This is a genomic window from Chitinophaga sp. 180180018-3 (assembly GCF_037893185.1).
Lineage (GTDB): Bacteria > Bacteroidota > Bacteroidia > Chitinophagales > Chitinophagaceae > Chitinophaga.
The window spans coordinates 6,571,500-6,588,455 of sequence record NZ_CP140772.1 but is presented as its reverse complement, the minus strand read 5'-3'; the positions used below and the strand labels follow the sequence as shown (position 1 = coordinate 6,588,455).

17 protein-coding genes are annotated in these 16,956 nt (G+C 46.9%); 10 read left to right on the top strand and 7 right to left on the bottom strand.

Annotated elements, in window-relative coordinates; all coding sequences use genetic code 11:
• Positions 1-2 precede the first annotated feature (2 nt).
• Both UNH61_RS25840 and UNH61_RS25835 read right to left on the bottom strand, forming a co-directional pair.
• Positions 3-1,316 (bottom strand): UDP-glucose/GDP-mannose dehydrogenase family protein, encoded by a 1,314-nt coding sequence (locus UNH61_RS25840; RefSeq protein ID WP_326994905.1) that lies wholly within the window; start codon positions 1,314-1,316, stop codon positions 3-5.
• On the bottom strand, positions 1,313-2,452 hold the full coding sequence (locus UNH61_RS25835) for a DegT/DnrJ/EryC1/StrS family aminotransferase (RefSeq protein ID WP_326994904.1): 1,140 nt from the start codon (positions 2,450-2,452) through the stop codon (positions 1,313-1,315). Before UNH61_RS25835 ends, UNH61_RS25840 begins: the two co-directional genes overlap by 4 nt.
• A gap of 109 nt (positions 2,453-2,561) precedes the next feature.
• Here UNH61_RS25835 and UNH61_RS25830 point away from each other — a divergent pair, with 109 nt between their 5' ends.
• The gene (locus UNH61_RS25830; protein WP_326994903.1) at positions 2,562-3,824 is read left to right on the top strand and encodes a glycosyltransferase N-terminal domain-containing protein; all 1,263 of its coding nucleotides are present in this window, start codon (positions 2,562-2,564) and stop codon (positions 3,822-3,824) included.
• On the opposite strand, the gene UNH61_RS25825 is transcribed toward UNH61_RS25830, so the two are convergent.
• Positions 3,794-4,717, bottom strand: a complete 924-nt coding sequence (locus tag UNH61_RS25825) for a hypothetical protein (RefSeq protein WP_326994902.1) — start codon at positions 4,715-4,717, stop codon at positions 3,794-3,796. The genes UNH61_RS25830 and UNH61_RS25825 overlap by 31 nt on opposite strands.
• Before the next feature lie 90 nt (positions 4,718-4,807).
• On the opposite strand from UNH61_RS25825, the gene UNH61_RS25820 reads away from it, so the two are divergent.
• Positions 4,808-5,374: a thymidine kinase gene (locus UNH61_RS25820; RefSeq protein WP_326994901.1), complete on the top strand. Its 567-nt coding sequence runs from the start codon at positions 4,808-4,810 to the stop codon at positions 5,372-5,374.
• A gap of 21 nt (positions 5,375-5,395) precedes the next feature.
• On the opposite strand, the gene UNH61_RS25815 is transcribed toward UNH61_RS25820, so the two are convergent.
• Together UNH61_RS25815 and accC are read right to left on the bottom strand one after the other, a co-directional pair.
• A complete protein-coding gene (locus UNH61_RS25815; RefSeq protein WP_326994900.1) occupies positions 5,396-5,878 on the bottom strand; it encodes a GtrA family protein in 483 nt (160 codons plus the stop codon).
• Positions 5,879-5,955: 77 nt separating this feature from the next.
• On the bottom strand, positions 5,956-7,446 hold the full coding sequence (accC, locus tag UNH61_RS25810) for an acetyl-CoA carboxylase biotin carboxylase subunit (RefSeq protein WP_326994899.1): 1,491 nt from the start codon (positions 7,444-7,446) through the stop codon (positions 5,956-5,958).
• A 119-nt stretch (positions 7,447-7,565) separates the two neighbouring features.
• On the opposite strand from accC, the gene UNH61_RS25805 reads away from it, so the two are divergent.
• The 4 genes from UNH61_RS25805 to UNH61_RS25790 all read left to right on the top strand — a co-directional run bounded on the left by UNH61_RS25805 (position 7,566) and on the right by UNH61_RS25790 (position 10,738).
• On the top strand, positions 7,566-8,228 hold the full coding sequence (locus UNH61_RS25805; protein WP_326994898.1) for a heme exporter protein CcmB: 663 nt from the start codon (positions 7,566-7,568) through the stop codon (positions 8,226-8,228).
• Positions 8,229-8,373: 145 nt separating this feature from the next.
• Positions 8,374-9,036, top strand: a complete 663-nt coding sequence (gene ccsA, locus UNH61_RS25800; protein ID WP_326994897.1) for a cytochrome c biogenesis protein CcsA — start codon at positions 8,374-8,376, stop codon at positions 9,034-9,036.
• Complete coding sequence (locus UNH61_RS25795) at positions 9,033-9,272, top strand: CcmD family protein (protein WP_326994896.1); 240 nt, start codon at positions 9,033-9,035, stop codon at positions 9,270-9,272. Before ccsA ends, UNH61_RS25795 begins: the two co-directional genes overlap by 4 nt.
• A 47-nt stretch (positions 9,273-9,319) precedes the next feature.
• Positions 9,320-10,738 (top strand): Glu/Leu/Phe/Val dehydrogenase, encoded by a 1,419-nt coding sequence (locus tag UNH61_RS25790; RefSeq protein WP_326994895.1) that lies wholly within the window; start codon positions 9,320-9,322, stop codon positions 10,736-10,738.
• 95 nt (positions 10,739-10,833) lie between these two features.
• Here the strand turns inward: UNH61_RS25790 and UNH61_RS25785 are convergent, their stop codons facing one another.
• Positions 10,834-11,286, bottom strand: a complete 453-nt coding sequence (locus UNH61_RS25785; protein ID WP_326994894.1) for a type I restriction enzyme HsdR N-terminal domain-containing protein — start codon at positions 11,284-11,286, stop codon at positions 10,834-10,836.
• A gap of 92 nt (positions 11,287-11,378) precedes the next feature.
• On the opposite strand from UNH61_RS25785, the gene UNH61_RS25780 reads away from it, so the two are divergent.
• The 4 genes from UNH61_RS25780 (at position 11,379) to UNH61_RS25765 (ending at position 15,871) form a co-directional block, all read left to right on the top strand.
• On the top strand, positions 11,379-12,149 hold the full coding sequence (locus tag UNH61_RS25780; protein WP_326994893.1) for an AMP nucleosidase: 771 nt from the start codon (positions 11,379-11,381) through the stop codon (positions 12,147-12,149).
• 20 nt (positions 12,150-12,169) lie between these two features.
• A complete protein-coding gene (locus tag UNH61_RS25775; protein WP_326994891.1) occupies positions 12,170-13,915 on the top strand; it encodes an ABC transporter ATP-binding protein in 1,746 nt (581 codons plus the stop codon).
• Positions 13,916-14,015: 100 nt separating this feature from the next.
• Positions 14,016-15,065, top strand: coding sequence for a tRNA preQ1(34) S-adenosylmethionine ribosyltransferase-isomerase QueA (queA, locus tag UNH61_RS25770; protein ID WP_326994890.1), 1,050 nt, complete (start codon positions 14,016-14,018; stop codon positions 15,063-15,065).
• Between the two features lie 125 nt (positions 15,066-15,190).
• A complete protein-coding gene (locus UNH61_RS25765) occupies positions 15,191-15,871 on the top strand; it encodes a 2-C-methyl-D-erythritol 4-phosphate cytidylyltransferase (RefSeq protein ID WP_326994889.1) in 681 nt (226 codons plus the stop codon).
• A gap of 90 nt (positions 15,872-15,961) precedes the next feature.
• Here the strand turns inward: UNH61_RS25765 and UNH61_RS25760 are convergent, their stop codons facing one another.
• Positions 15,962-16,921 carry a Gfo/Idh/MocA family oxidoreductase gene (locus UNH61_RS25760; RefSeq protein ID WP_326994888.1) on the bottom strand — a complete coding sequence of 320 codons (960 nt, stop codon included), beginning with the start codon at positions 16,919-16,921 and terminating at the stop codon, positions 15,962-15,964.
• Positions 16,922-16,956: the final 35 nt, after the last annotated feature.

Here is a 16,956-nt window from a genome sequence, read left to right as displayed (position 1 = left end):
GGTTACAGGGTAGAAGGGATACGTCCCACACTTTCGTAATGGTAGCCCAGTTCCTTCATCCGGGATACTTCAAAGAGGTTTCGGCCATCGAAGATGGCTTTGTTATTAAGGCTGCCGGAAATCCTGTTAAAATCAGGAGTTCTGAATACACTCCACTCTGTGGCTATAATCAGGGCATCTGCATTTTCGAGGCAGTTATATTGATGGTCAGCGTAAATCACTTTATCGCCTATCACCTGTTTTACATTGTTCATCGCCTCCGGATCGAAAACACTTACAGTAGCCCCTTCGTTCAGCAAAGCCTCGATAATATATAATGCCGGAGCTTCCCTGATATCGTCTGTATTGGGCTTGAATGCGAGCCCCCAGAGCGCAAAGTGCTTGCCTTTCAGGCTATTGCTGAAGTAAGCTTTTATTTTAGGAAGAAGGAATAAGCGCTGATCTTCATTGACATCCATCACTGCATTCAGAATCCTGAAGTCGTATTTCACATTTTCAGATGATTTTACGAGCGCCTGCACATCTTTGGGAAAACAGCTGCCGCCGTATCCAATGCCAGGGAAAAGGAAACGCTTGCCTATGCGATCGTCGCTGCCTATGCCTCTGCGTACCATATCCACATCTGCGCCCAGTTTTTCGCAGAGTATGGCAATTTCATTCATGAAAGAGATCTTCGTTGCCAGGAATGAATTGGCAGCATACTTGGTCAGCTCAGCTGATTTTTCATCCATGAAGAGGATAGGGTTCCCTTGTCTTACAAAAGGCGCATAAAGTTCACCCATTACTTTGCGGGCCCTTTCGGAATTGGTGCCAATCACCACCCTGTCGGGCTTCATAAAATCGTCTACTGCCACTCCTTCACGCAGGAATTCCGGATTGGAAACCACATCGAATGGAGTTTTACAGTTTTGCGCAATGGCTGCAATTACTTTTTCTGCTGTGCCTACCGGCACAGTACTCTTGTCCACAATTACTTTGTAGCTGGTCATTATCCGGCCCAGCTCCGTAGCTACATTCAATACGAATGAAAGATCTGCCGATCCATCTGCTCCCGGTGGTGTAGGCAGCGCGAGGAAAATCACTTCTGCGTCTTTAATACCATCCTGGAGACTGGTAGTAAAAAAAAGACGCCCCTCTTTTAAGTTTCGTTCAAATAGTTTCTCCAGCCCGGGTTCATAAATCGTAACCTGCCCGGCGGATAGTTTTTTTACTTTGTTGGCATCGATGTCGATACAGGTGACATCATTTCCTGTTTCGGCGAAACAGGTGCCGGTTACGAGACCTACGTAACCGGTACCTACAACTGCGATCTTCATGTTTGGGGATTGTTTAAGAATGATTTAACTGACTGGATAATATGCTCCAGCTGATCGGGATCCATTTCAGTGTGTATCGGTAAGGAAATCACCTTGGTGGTGAGACTATCTGTTACAGGAAGATCAAATGCTGCACTGCCGAATTGCTCGAACATCTTCTGGCGGTGTGCAGGAACAGGGTAATAAATCATTGATGGTACATCCCTGGTCGCCAGGTATTTCTGCAGTTCATTTCTGTCGGCCCCATTCAGTTGCAGCGTATATTGATGAAATACATGGGTGCTATGCGCAGCACGGAATGGTGTGGTGATCTGCGGTATGCCGGCAAATGCAGCATCATAGGCATCTGCCACCGCCTGGCGTGCAGCAATATATTCATCCAGCAGCGGTAATTTGATACGCAGTACTGCTGCCTGTGTAGAATCGAGGCGGGAGTTGACACCTACCACATCGTGGTAATAGCGGGCAGACTGGCCATGGTTGGCTACCATGCGAATCTTATCTGCCAGCTGATCGTCGTTGGTAAATATGGCGCCACCATCGCCGTAGCATCCGAGATTCTTCGACGGGAAAAAGGAAGTACAGCCAATATGCCCGATAGTGCCGGCTTTTTTGCGGGTACCATCTTTGAACGTATAATCAGCACCGATAGCCTGCGCATTGTCTTCGATTACCAGGAGTTGATGTTTGTTGGCAACTTCCATCAGCGGTTCCATGTCAGCTACATGTCCGTACAGATGTACAGGAACAATTGCTTTGGTTTTAGGGGTAATCGCTTTTTCCACTGCTTTCACATCGAGGCAGTAGGTTTGAGGATCAATATCCACAAAAACAGGCTTCAGGTTGAGTAAAGCGATCACTTCAGCAGTAGCAATAAAAGTGAAAGAAGGGGTGATCACTTCATCACCTGGTTTCAGACCTGCTGCCATCATGGCAATCTGAAGGGCATCAGTACCGTTGGCGCAGGGAATGACATGCCTGGCTCCCAGATATGATTGTAACTCCGCCGTAAACTGCTGTACCGCAGGCCCATTGATAAAAGCGGCGCTTTCCAGTACGTCTCCGATTGCAGTGTCCACAGCTGCTTTGATCTTCTTATACTGGCGTTTCAAATCTACCATCTGAATAGGAACCATATGATCGTATATTTTTATTTTGTTTAAAGTGTGCAAATTTACAAATTTTGGGATTGGTTGGGGATTATCTTTGCATTCAGCCAAAAATTAAGTAAAAGTATCCAGATCAATGATAGCAGCAGGAATTTATAATACAGCCCTCCGGTTATATAAGGCAGGCGTGCATCTGGCAGCGCTGGCCGGCAAAACCAAGGCGAAAAAATGGCTGGCCGGCCGACAGCATTGGCAGGAGAAAATGAGGACCATGGGTGTGGGTACGGCTCCGGTTGTATGGATACATGCTGCATCCCTGGGTGAATTTGAACAGGGGAGGCCTGTGCTGGAAGCCATCAGGGAACAATGGCCGGAGTATAAGATATTGCTGACTTTTTTCTCGCCCTCGGGGTATGAGGTAAGGAAAGACTACCCGGGTGCCGACTATATCTGTTACCTGCCTCTTGATACCCGCGGTAATGCCCGCAAGTTCCTGGAAATAGCACAGCCGGCGTTAGCTATCTTCATAAAATATGAATTCTGGTATCATTACCTCACGGAGTTGTATAAACGAAAAGTACCTACCCTGTTGATATCCGGTATCTTCCGGGCCGATCAGGCATTTTTCAAGCCCTATGGAGGCATGTTCAGGCAACTATTAAAACAGCTGACCCATATATTCGTGCAGAACAATGAATCGCTGCAGCTATTGCAGGGCATAGGTTTGCAGCACTGCTCGGTAGGAGGCGATACCCGCTTCGACAGGGTATCGGCATTACTCACAGAAAAAAGGGTGTTACCGGAAATCGAAAAATTCGCGGCAGGGCGGCGGCTCATTGTAGCAGGAAGTACCTGGCCTTCCGACGAAAAAGTATTGAGCGGATGGTGGAAGGAGAAAGGTTCGGAAGATGTAAAGCTGGTAATAGCCCCTCATGAAATCAGCGAAGGACATATTGCCGCTATTATGGCCCAGTTTCCCGGTGCACAACGTTTTTCGGAATGGAAGCAACGCCTGGCCCCGGCTGCTGATGTACTGATTATTGATAACATCGGACTGCTGACAGCATTGTACCGTTATGCTTTTATAGCCTATGTTGGCGGCGGCCTCGATAAAGGGGGCATCCACAATATTCTGGAACCGGCAGTTTATAGCAAACCGGTGGTAATAGGACCTGAGTTCCGGAAGTATTTTGAAGCAGTAGAATTGGTAGAAAAAGGAGGCGCGCTGGTAATAACCGACCAGGCCAGTTTACACCAGTGCCTGGAACTGCTGCTGACAGACGGGCAGCAGTACACAGCAACAGCGCTTGTTGCCGGTAATTATGTGGCTGCCAATACCGGGGCCACCGGTAAAGTGATCGCTTATGTTCAGGAAAAACGTTTCCTGAGTAATAAATAGAATTGCTGTACCAGATGATGGTCGTCCTGCCAGCCCTGGATGATCTTTATTTCCCGTTGTATCCAGTAATCAGCTTCCTGTAAACTGCCAAATTCATTGATCGTTTTGATAGAACGTTCATAGAGGTCGGTATCTCCACGGAAAAGCTCCTGAATGAACTGGTATTTGTCGTTAATGCCGATAGCCTGCCGGAGATCCTTAACGGGCATATCGCCCAGTTTCTGGGCAACTTCCATCTGTTGCTGACGCAGTCGGTCGTTCAGAGATATGCTGCTGTTTTCCACCAGCTCATTGAGTTCTTTCCTGATCGGGGCAGGTTCCTGTCTGGCAGAAGCCGGTGTTTGTTTGGCTACCGGCAATGAATCAAACAGGGTTGCAGCGGGTGCAGGCATGGGCTTTTCAACAGGCGGTGGAGGTGCTGTTGTTACAGGTACCGGAACCGGCTGCGAAGTAACCACAGGTTCCGGCCTTGGAGGTGCAACAGGCGCAGGTTGTGCTGCCGCTTTAGCTGCTCTTGAATTAATATCTTCAGGCACAATAACGGTATTAACCTCGGGTTGATTGTTCAGCCGTGCCGCCCGTGTATTGATATCTTCCTCTTCCCGTTTCGTATCCGCGACCGTTGTAACAGGCAGCGGATTATTTGGTGTTAAAGTTGTAGTTTGCGCCGCAGTTGCTGCGGGTTCAGCTACAGCTATAGCCGCCGGTTGCTGCACCGGCATGATCACCGCTATATTACCCTGAACAGACTGTGCCTTTTGCTGATGCTGTCTGCTCCGTTCATGCAGCACTTCGGCCTGCAACAATTGCGTGTAATACGAAATGGTTGTCAGGTCAGCCCCGGAATTTTTCAATTCCTGCAGTTTTTCAATTAATGCATTAATTTTTTCCATGCCTTAATTGTTAACGGGTTAATGTTGGAAATTATTTTATTTTCATAAAATTAGAGTTTTTTAATTAATTAATAATCAAATTAGTATAATATGTTTATTGAACCTTCTCTTGCAGGGGGACGAAGAGGCTGGATTGAAGTGATATGCGGCTCAATGTTTTCCGGGAAAACCGAAGAGCTGATCCGCAGACTTAAGCGGGTACAAATTGCCAACCTGAAAGTGGAGATCTTTAAACCGGCTGTAGACACGAGGTATGATGAAAACAACATCACCTCGCATGACGAAAACAGGGTGTTGTCGACGCCAATTGACAACTCTCAGCAGATATTATTATTAGCCCAGGAAGCGGACGTAGTGGGCATTGATGAAGCACAGTTTTTTGACGGAGGTTTGCCGGAAGTTTGCGATCAGCTTGCCTTAAAGGGGATGAGGGTAATTGTGGCCGGATTGGATATGGATTATACCGGTAAACCTTTTGGTCAGATGCCTTTTCTGCTGGCCAAAGCAGATTATATCACAAAGTTGCACGCTATCTGCGTGAAATGCGGAAATATTGCCAATTATTCTTACCGTAAATCTGCTTCCAAAGAGACCCTGTTACTGGGGGAGAAAGACCTTTACGAGCCTCGTTGCCGGAAATGTTATTTTGAGCACTAGTGGCTGGCCTTTAGCTGGAAACTAAAGGCTATTTTTTACTTTAAAGGTGAATTTTTTCTGGGTCAGATAGCTGAAGATAACTACCAGAGCGGTTGTACAGATTTTACCTATAGTTGGGTAGAAATGGAGTTGCTCTACAAACAACTTCATTAACAGGTAGTTAAGAACTATGCATACACCAACAAGCACAAAATAGCGGAACAATTGTACCCGGCCGCGGAGGTTGGAATCTGAGAAAACCACATATTTACTCAGCAGAAAGCCGGTGGGAAAGGTTACAGCCATCGACATAAACAGGGCGGCAATATGCGGGCTCATGTTAAAAAAACCGAGGTGTACCATTTCCTTATGCAGGACAAAGTTGTAACACACGAAATACAGTAAAATATCCAGCGCCGTATTGCCGCCGCCACAGGCAAGATAACGGAACGTCTGCCAGGGCATCAACTTTGAAAAAGGCTGATAGAAGAAACTCAGTATTCGCAATATGGTGTTACGTATCATAAATTTAATTGGGCGCAAAGTTATACGTTTTCCGGTCTCACCGGAAACATTTTAACGATAGTTAATTTTTGGGGGGCTTATCTTAACGTACTCCGCTTTTTCCAGGCTGTGCTGGCTGGGTTATTGTTGAGGGCCCTTTCCTGTAAAGTTATATCATGTTGCTGCCACACGTACGCAGCCAGGATAGCGGCTACTTTATCCAACTCATCTGATGCTGTCAGCAGTGATTGTGGTGTAAAATATCTGCCGATAAAGTTGGTGTCGAATTTTCCTTCAATAAAGGCAGGCTGCTGCAAGGCCCAGTGCCCGAAAGGCAGGGTAGTTTTAATGCCTCTTACCTGGTATTCCTCAATTGCCCTGAGCAGGCGGAACCTGGCCTCTTCCCGGTCACTCCCCCAGGCGATCAGCTTTGCAATCATGGGGTCATAGTAAATCGGGATATCCATTCCCTGTTCATAGCCGTCATCGACCCGGATACCGTAGCCCTGTGGACGGATGTAGGTTTCCAGCTTGCCGGTATCGGGGAGAAAGTTATTGGATGGATCTTCTGCACAGATACGCAATTCAATGGCATGGCCATTTATTTTCAGATCTTCCTGGGTAAACGACAGCTTTTCTCCACGGGCAATACGGATCTGCTCTTTTACGAGGTCCAGCCCGGTGATCAGTTCGGTTACCGGGTGCTCTACCTGTAACCGGGTATTCATTTCCAGGAAATAGAAATTCAGGTTTTCGTCTACCAGGAATTCAACCGTACCTGCGCCGTAATAATTGCAGGCTCTGGCCACATCCACAGCACATTGACCCATAGCGGCCCTGATGGCCGGAGTCAGGCAGGAGGAGGGGGCTTCCTCTATCAGTTTCTGGTGCCTGCGTTGTATAGAGCATTCCCGCTCAAAGAGGTATACACAGTTCCCGTGCTGGTCGCCCAGTATCTGTATCTCAATGTGCCTTGGTGAGCCCACATATTTTTCAATAAACACCGCATCATCTCCGAACGCGTTGAGTGCTTCGCTTTTGGCCATTCTGATCTGCTCGTCGAGTTCTTCTGCATTGTTCACTACCCGCATCCCTTTACCACCGCCACCTGCAGATGCTTTGATCAGGATAGGGAAACCGGTGCGCTTCACTACTTCCCTGGCTTCTTCCACACTGCGCAGCGGAGTTTCTGTTCCCGGCACCATGGGCACACCAAATTTCTGGGCCGCCTGTTTGGCGGCCAGCTTGCTGCCCATGATTTCTATGGATGACGCGGACGGTCCGATGAATGTGATTCCGGCAGCTGTTACCTGTTTGGCAAATCCTGCATTCTCACTTAAAAAACCGTATCCGGGGTGAATCCCGTCAACGCCCAGCTCCTGTGCCACAGCAATGATATGATCTCCCCGTAGGTACGACTGGCTGGAGGGGGGCGCCCCTATACATACCGCCTCATCAGCATATTGAACAAAAGGCATGGCACGATCCGCTTCAGAATAAACCGCAACGGTTTTGATCCCCATTTCACGCGCAGAACGCATGATACGCAACGCAATCTCTCCTCTATTGGCAACCAGAATTTTATTCATCGTTTCTTTTTATGAAACAGCTAATATAAAGAATTAAGAATTAGGAACATGGAATTAAGGAGTCTTGCCCATCATTCTCATTCCCTATTCTTAATTCTTTCCTTTTATCTTTGCAGCCGATGAAACGAACACTCCACCAGGTTTATACCCTTGTGAAAAAGGATCTTACGCTTGAATTGCGTCAGCAATACGCATTTTATGGGGTATTGCTTTATATCATATCTACGGTTTTTGTTATTAACCTGATGATGGGGAAGCCGGAAGATAAGACATGGAACGCGCTATTCTGGGTAATTCAGCTGTTTGTGGCCGTTAATGCGGTGGCAAAGAGCTTTATGCAGGAGAGCCGGGGGCGGCTGCTGTATTTCTATTCGCTGGTCAGTCCGCGTTGTTTCATTGCTGCCAAACTGATCTACAATGTTATCCTGATGACCCTCATGAGCCTTATCGCTATGGTATGTGCCATCGCGTTTCTAGGGAATCCGGTTTTGCATCCTGCTTATTTTATCGGGATGGTGCTATTGGGCGGTACCAGCCTGTCGCTGCTCTTTACCATGCTGGCCGCTATTGCAGCCCAGGCTAATCATAATGCCGCACTGATGGCAGTAATGGGATTCCCGTTGATCATGCCGGCCCTGATGCTGCTGGCGAACATTTCCCTGTCGGCTTTCGTAACGGTATACCAGCCCGAATTGCCCAAAATGTTCCTGCTCCTCGGCGGGATGGATATTCTCGTAGTATCCCTGACTATGGTACTTTTCCCCTTCCTGTGGAAAGACTAACATAAGATTTGTCAAATAAATGGCTTGGTTCTGTGAAGGATATTTAACGGTCATTTACTGCTGTTGGATAAACTTAAAATCCCCGAAAATCTTTGTGATTAGCGTTAAAACCTGTAGGTTTGCCCCCGGAATATAGCTATTAAAGATGGCCAGACATTGGTGGAAAGCATTAGCGGTAGTGCTGCTTACATATGTAATTATCGCCGGGTTCACTATTAAAATACCTATAATAGGAACCAACGGACAATCATCACGCGGATTGTTCTTTCATGTACCGATGTGGATATGCATGTATACGTTGTTTACCATATCAGTAGTTAACTCTCTCCTTTACTTATCCAAATACGATTTAAAGAAAGATATCATTGCCTCCAGCGCTGCAGGGGTAGGAACTTTTTTTGGTGTATTGGGATTTGCTACAGGCTCTCTTTGGGCAACTTATACCTGGGGCGGAACGCTGACGGATGATCCAAAGCAGATCTGTACTGCCATTGCCATCCTGATTTATATGGCTTACCTCGTGTTGCGCATGTCTATTCATGACCTCGACAAACGGGCAAGGATATCCGCAGTTTTCAACATCTTCGCTTTTGCATTACTTATACCGCTGACCTATATCATCCCGCGCATGGTTGATTCTCTCCATCCGGGAAGCGCCACCACTCCCGGGTTTGCATCGAAAGATACGGATGGCACCATGAAAACGGTGTTATACCCTGCCTTCATAGGCTGGACCCTGCTGAGTATCTGGATATTTTCACTGGTGGTACGTTACAGAAAATTACAGCTTAAAAATATTTTTAAATGATCAACAAAGCGTTTTCATTCTGCCTCAGCCTGGCCCTGCTATTGATATCAGTGCTGGCCAATGCACAACAGCAGCAGAATACGGAGAAGGGACCGGTTAATGAATTCTTCCGCAGTAATGATAAAATCTATGTAATAGTTGGCGTTTTAGTGATCATATTTACCGGAATTGTGTTGTTTCTTATCCGCCTCGACAGGAAGATCAGCAAGCTGGAGGAGCGCGAGAAGCACCAATGACAGCAGTAGCTATTTAAAATCTAATCGTTATACCAAAACAATAATTTATGTCGCAAGATCAGCATTATAGCTTTTTCCAAAGTGTGGAAAAGAGCTTCGACAAAGCAGCTGCATTCACTAAATGGGACAAGGGTATCCTGGAGCAGATCAAAGCCTGCAATGCAGTTTACCAGATCAAGTTCCCGGTAAGAATAGGCGATTCAGTACAGGTAATTGAGGCTTACCGTGTACAGCATTCCCATCATAAACTTCCCTGTAAGGGAGGTATTCGCTTCAGCGATGAGGTGAATCAGGACGAAGTGATGGCACTGGCGTCGCTGATGACCTACAAATGTGCTATTGTGAATGTTCCCTTTGGCGGAGCAAAAGGTGGTATTAGAATCAATCCCCGCAATTATACTCCATTCCAGCTGGAAGCCATTACCCGCCGTTATACCGCTGAACTGGTAAAGAAAAACTTTATTGGCCCTGGTACTGATGTTCCTGCCCCTGATTACGGAACCGGTGAACGGGAAATGAGCTGGATCCTGGATACATACATGAGTCTGCGTCCGGGAGAAATAGATGGTTACGGTTGTGTAACCGGCAAACCTGTTTCGCAGGGTGGTGTACGCGGCCGCACGGAAGCTACGGGGTTAGGTGTATTCTATGGCCTGCGTGAACTGTGCAATATCAAGGAAGATATGGACCGCCTGGGCCTGACCACAGGTATCGAAGGTAAACGTGTGATTGTGCAGGGTATGGGTAATGTGGGCTATCATGCTGCGAAATATTTCCATGAAGCAGGTGCCAAAGTGACCTGCCTGATCGAATGGGACGGCGCTATCTACAATGAAAATGGCCTGAACCCCGACGAGGTGCTGATGCACAAAAAAGCTACCGGTTCTATTGTGAACTTCCCGGGTGCCAGCAACCTGAACAAGAATACAGACGGGCTGGAGCTGGATTGCGAAATTCTGATACCTGCTGCCCTGGAAAATGTGATCCATAAACATAATGCACCCAATATCAAGGCTAAAATCATTGGTGAAGCCGCCAATGGTCCGCTGACACCTGAAGCAGATGAGATCCTGAATAAAAAAGGCGTGATCGTAGTGCCTGATATGTTCCTCAATGCAGGTGGTGTTACCGTTTCCTACTTCGAATGGCTGAAGAATCTCAGCCACGTGCGTTACGGTCGTCTGGGTAAACGTTTCGATGAGAATATGAACATTCATATCCTGCAAACCATCGAAGAGCTGACTGGTAAGAAAGTATCCGATCAGGAAAGGAAATTCATTGCTCACGGAGCCGATGAAGTAGATCTGGTGTACTCTGGTCTGGAAGAAACCATGCACGCTGCCCTCCACGAAGTACGCGACGTTATGATGGCCAACCCACTGATTCATGATATGCGTACTGCAGCATATGTAGTGGCTATCGATAAAGTGGGCGCTGCGTACGAACAGTTGGGTATCTTCCCATGATAATCAGGAATTGAGAATGAAAAAATAGCAGGAAGACCTTAGCGATTGATACTATATCCGCTAAGGTCTTCCTGCTATTTCTTCATTCTCAATTCCTAATTCTTCATTCCAAAGAGGGGTATTTCCCGTAGAAACAACCATTTCTTTTCTTCAGCTATATACCTGCCACAAAAGGTGTTGGTGCCGTTTGTGATGACCAGATAAGTAGCCGGAATAACCATATTGTAGCGGATCACCTGTTGCATGGTTTGCTCGGTGAGTGGAACGTTCATTTCTTTGCATTCTATCAGCATCCAGGGATGCATGGTGCGGTTGTAAATGACGATGTCATATCTTTTTTTCATCTCCCCCAGGTAAATCTCCTTTTCAATCCCTATCAGAGATGCAGGGTACTCCCTGATCTTCACCAGGTAGTTCAGGAAATTTTGTCTGACCCATTCTTCCGGTGTCAGGACCACATACTTCTTCCGGTACCGGTCGAAGATGAGTTCTTTATCACCATCACGGGTAATTCTAAAATCGGGTGGGGGGAAGCTGATAGTAATCAAGCGTTACTGTAATTAGTACGGCACGAAGATAGTCACAATAGCATAATATTGTCGTTAGCGAACAAAACCTTATATTTGCGTGTCAAAAGGCTATGAAGACAAAAGAAGAAATTGTAGCTAATTGGCTGCCCCGCTACACTGGTGAGAAACTCGAAAATTTTGGTTCCCACATTCTCCTCACCAATTTCAGTAACTATGTGACTATGTTTGCCGAATGGAACGGCGTTGATATTGTTGGTGCCGGAAGACCAATGCAGTGCGCTACGGCCGGAGACATCACCATCATTAATTTTGGTATGGGAAGCCCGGGAGCCGCAACAGTAATGGATCTTTTATCGGCGGTTTCTCCAAAAGCGGTACTGTTTCTCGGGAAATGCGGTGGACTTAAAAAGAAGAACAACATTGGTGACCTGATACTGCCTATTGCCGCGATACGGGGAGAAGGTACCAGTAACGACTATTTCCCCCCCGAGGTACCTGCGTTGCCCGCGTTTGCCCTGCAAAAAGCGATTTCCACCACCATCCGCGATTCCGGGTTTGATTACTGGACAGGTACCTGTTATACCACCAACCGCCGGGTTTGGGAACATGATGCCGACTTTAAACAATATCTGGAGAAAGTAAGGGCGATGGCCGTGGATATGGAAACAGCCACCATTTTTTCCGTAGGTTTTTATAACAAGATACCCACCGGAGCGTTACTGCTGGTGTCTGATCAGCCAATGGTGCCGGAAGGGGTAAAAACGGAAGAAAGCGACAAAAAGGTGACCAATAAGTTTGTTGAACGCCACCTCAAGGTAGGGATAGATTCGCTTCAGAAATTGATTGAAAGCCACCAGACGGTAAAGCATCTGCGTTTTTAGAATTGTTGTATCTTCCCGTTATGCATTCCACGCGGGTAGAGATACAGGACCTGGAGGTTACTTTCCAGTCCGGTGAAACATCAACAACGGCTGTAAACCATATTTCCCTTGCCATTAGCAAGGGAGAAGTGGTGGGCGTAGTAGGGGAATCAGGATCCGGTAAGTCAGTAACCGCACTGTCCCTGATGCGGCTAATTGAACTGCCTGGCATCATTTCCGGCGGCCGCATACTTTATGAAGCGGCAGACCAGCCCGTTAACCTTCTGCAGCTGTCGGATGCTACGATGCGTAGCTACCGCGGCAATGAAATAGCAATGATTTTTCAGGAACCCATGACTGCCCTGAATCCGCTGCACACCTGCGGAGATCAGGTGATGGAGGCTATTTGCCTGCATCAGCGGGTTCCCCGGTCAACCGCCAGGGAACAGGTCAGGGATTTGTTTGAACAGGTGAAACTCCCGGACCCTGCAACTATCATGGGCCGCTATCCGCATGAACTTTCCGGTGGTCAGAAACAACGGGTAATGATTGCGATGGCCATCTCCTGCCGCCCGCACCTGCTCATTGCAGATGAACCTACTACCGCATTGGATGTAACTGTTCAGAAGGCAATATTAGAGCTGTTAAGGGAGCTGCAGCAACAGATGAATATGAGCGTGATCTTTATTACGCACGACCTGGGAGTGGTAGCAGAAGTGGCCGACAGGGTAGTGGTAATGTATAAGGGGAATATTGTGGAAGAAGGACAGGTAGGAGAGGTGTTTCGAAATCCGCAACATCCTTACACGAAAGGCCTGCTGGCCTGTCGCCCTCCATTGAATAAGCGTTTGGTAAGATTACCGGTGATCGGCGACTTCATGGAAACAGACTCACATGGACAGATATACGAAAAAGCCGGTGCTATCAGTGAGGTACTCCAATCCCTGATCATTCCGGATGCAGGCCTGGAGCAACGAAGACAGCAATTGCTGGCGGCTCCGCCACTACTGGAAGTAGAAGGACTCCGCACCTGGTTTCCGGTGAAAAGGAGTATTACCGGCAAAGTAATAAAATGGGCCAAAGCTGTAGATGATGTGAGTTTTTCGGTACGCTCAGGGGAAACACTTGGCTTGGTAGGGGAATCGGGATGTGGTAAAACCACCCTGGGAAGATCTTTATTGCGGTTGATAGAACCAACAGGCGGAAGTATTGTTTATAAAGGGCAGGATATAAGAAGTTTGTCAGCATCCGGCATGCGTGAGTTGAGGAAAGACATGCAGCTGATCTTCCAGGATCCGTATGCTTCGCTGAATCCGAGGAAAACGATCGGCGCAGCAATATTGGAGCCGATGCAGGTGCATGGGTTGCATGGAACCGAGCGGATGCAGCAGCAAAAAGTGCTGGAATTGCTGGAAAAAGTGAACCTGCAGCCCAGTCATTATCACCGTTATCCCCACGAGTTTTCCGGAGGGCAGCGGCAAAGGGTGGTGATCGCCCGTGCACTGGCAGTGGAGCCGTCTTTCATCATCTGTGATGAATCGGTAGCCGCTTTGGATGTGAGTGTACAGGCACAGGTGCTGAATTTGCTGATACGTCTGAGGGAGGAGCTGGGATTTACCAGCATCTTTATCTCGCACGACCTTTCAGTAGTGCGTTTTATCAGTGACCGGATGATGGTGATGCAAAAGGGGCGCATCGTGGAACAGGGCCCGGCCGATGAAATATATCATCATCCGCAGAATGCCTATACCCAACAGCTGATTTCTGCCATACCTAAAGGAATGTAATATGTAAATAATTGATTATTATTAATAATATTCATATTTTGAAGATATTGATAATAATCGATAACTTTGCACCTCTAAAAAAATTTATTCATACCGTAATATGAAACTATCACAGTTCAAATTCGATCTTCCCTTAAATCTGATCGCACAGCACCCAAGCAAGACAAGAGATGAGTCCCGTTTAATGGTGGTTCACCGTAATACCGGAAAAATTGAGCACAAGGTTTTCAAGGATATCCTGGGTTATTTCAACGACAAGGATGTTATGATTGTGAACAATACCAAGGTATTTCCGGCGAGGTTGTATGGCCGTAAGGAGAAAACAGGGGCAAAAATTGAGGTATTCCTGCTGCGTGAGTTGAACAAGCAAAACCGTTTGTGGGATGTTATTGTTGATCCTGCCCGTAAGATCCGTGTGGGCAATAAGCTGTATTTTGGTGACGATGAAACGCTGGTGGCGGAAGTAATAGACAATACTACTTCCCGTGGCCGTACTATCCGTTTCTTATTTGAAGGTAACGATGATGAGTTTAAGCAGGTACTGGACCAGCTGGGAGAAACCCCGTTGCCCAAGTATATTAAACGTAAGCCTGAAGAAGAGGATAAAGAGCGTTATCAGACCGTATATGCCAAATACGAAGGTGCGGTAGCAGCACCTACAGCAGGTTTGCACTTCAGCCGCGAGTTAATCAAGCGTTTGGAGATCAAGGGTGTTAAGTTTGCAGAGGTAACCCTGCATACAGGTTTGGGTACTTTCCGCCCGATTGAGGTGGAAGACCTGAGCAAGCATAAAATGGATGCGGAATATTTCCACATCGAAGAACATGCAGTAAAGGTAGTGAACAAGGCGAAAGAAGAGAACCGCAAGATCTGTGCAATCGGTACTACTTCCGTAAGAGCGGTAGAATCGTCTGTGACTGCGCAGAATCATCTGAAAGCAGCAGAGGGATGGACTAATACCTTCATTCACCCACCTTACGATTTTGCTATTCCTAATGCATTGGTGACCAACTTCCATCTGCCTAAAACCAGTTTGCTGATCATGACCTGTGCTTTTGCCGGTTATGATCTGATCATGGAAGCGTATCAACAGGCCATTAAGGAGAAATATCGTTTCTTCAGCTATGGAGACGCGATGCTGATTATCTAATTAAGAATTAAGAATTACCAATTACAAATAAAGCGAAGACCTTAGCGGAAAGATTGTTAATATTCATTCGCTATGATCTTCGCTTTATTTGTAATTGGTAATTCTTAATTCGTAATTCCATCAACATGGAATACCGAAAAGTTGCCATCATCGTTGCCGGAGGTTCCGGCACCCGTATGCAAAGTGCTGTACCCAAGCAATTTATGCCTTTGGCCGGTAAACCGGTCCTATACCATACTATCGCAGCTTTTGCGGCATCATTTCCTGATATGGAGATTGTGCTGGTGCTTCCTGAAGCCCATTTTACATTTGCGAATCAGTTGTTGACTTACTTTGAGCAGCCACCAGCCCTGACTTTTGTGAAGGGTGGAGAAACGCGTTTTCATTCAGTGAAAAATGGATTGCAGGAAGTGAAAGGCCCGGCTGTAGTGTTTGTACATGACGGTGTACGGCCGCTGGTGTCTCCTGCGTTGGTGCGTTCCTGTTATGAGGGTGCAATACATCACGGAAGTGCTATTCCGGTGATAGAAATGAAAGATAGTATAAGGGAGATAACTAACGCCGGGAATATTGCGGTGAACCGGGATCATTACCGCATCATCCAAACTCCGCAGACATTCCTTTCCGACCTGATCCTGCCTGCATTTGAACTGCCTTACGACCCGCTGTTTACTGATGAGGCAACTGTGGTGGAACGGCTGGGACATCCTGTACATCTGATACCGGGTGAAGAAGCAAATATCAAGATTACAAAGCCGGTGGATTTTATCATTGCGGAAACGCTGGTGAGAGAAATTAAGAATTAGGAATTACGAAATAACCCGAAGACCTTAGCGAGTAATGATATTATTCTGTTACTCGCTAAGGTCTTCGGGTTATTTCGTAACTCCTAATTCTTAATTTTTCATCTTCGCTAAAATCTGATGCGCTACATCCATCGCCTGCAAGCCGTCGATGGCGTTTACCGCCACTGGTTTGTTTTGCAGGATGCTGTCGCGGAACATTTCCAGTTCCATTCGTATCGCGTTCGACTGTTTGATTTCCGGATTATCGATGGCGATGGTTTTCTTCCCGCTGTTGGTTTCGATGTCCAGTGTGAAAAGTCCTTCGTCTTCCGGTGTTTTGAGTTTAATGATCTCGGTTTTCTTGTCGAGGAAATCGATTCCGATATAGGCATCTTTCTGGAAAAGGCGCATTTTACGCATTTTCTTCAGGGAGATGCGGCTGGAGGTCAGATTAGCGACGCAGCCGTTATGGAATTCGATTCTTACGTTGGCAATATCCGGGGTATCGCTCATTACGGCAACGCCACTGGCAGAAATGCGGCTTACCGTTGATTTTACGATGCTCAGCACAATGTCGATGTCGTGAATCATCAGATCGAGGATCACGCTGACATCGGTACCTCGCGGGTTGAATTCGGCCAGGCGGTGCACCTCTATGAACATGGGTTTCAGGTCATATCCTTTGAGGGCCAGGTAAGCGGGATTGAATCGCTCCACATGTCCTACCTGGAATTTGATATTGGCTTCATCCACCAGTTTTACCAGGGTTTTGGCTTCCTCCATGGTATTGGTCATGGGTTTTTCCACAAATATGTGTTTGCCATTGCGGATGGCAAGTTCACATAGTTTGAAGTGCATGGTGGTGGGCGCCACGATATCGATGGCATCGGAGGCCTGTATCAGCTCTTCTGCGGAAGCAAAGCGCGGAACATTATATTGCTCGGAAATGCTGGCAGCGTTGTTGTTGCTGGGATCATAGAAGCCGATCACTTCTACGTCTTTCATGGTGGCCAGTTGAGAGAGGTGTATCTTACCTAAATGTCCTACTCCAAAGAGTCCTATTTTGAGCATATGAAAAATGAATAAATATGTGCGAAAGTAAAACA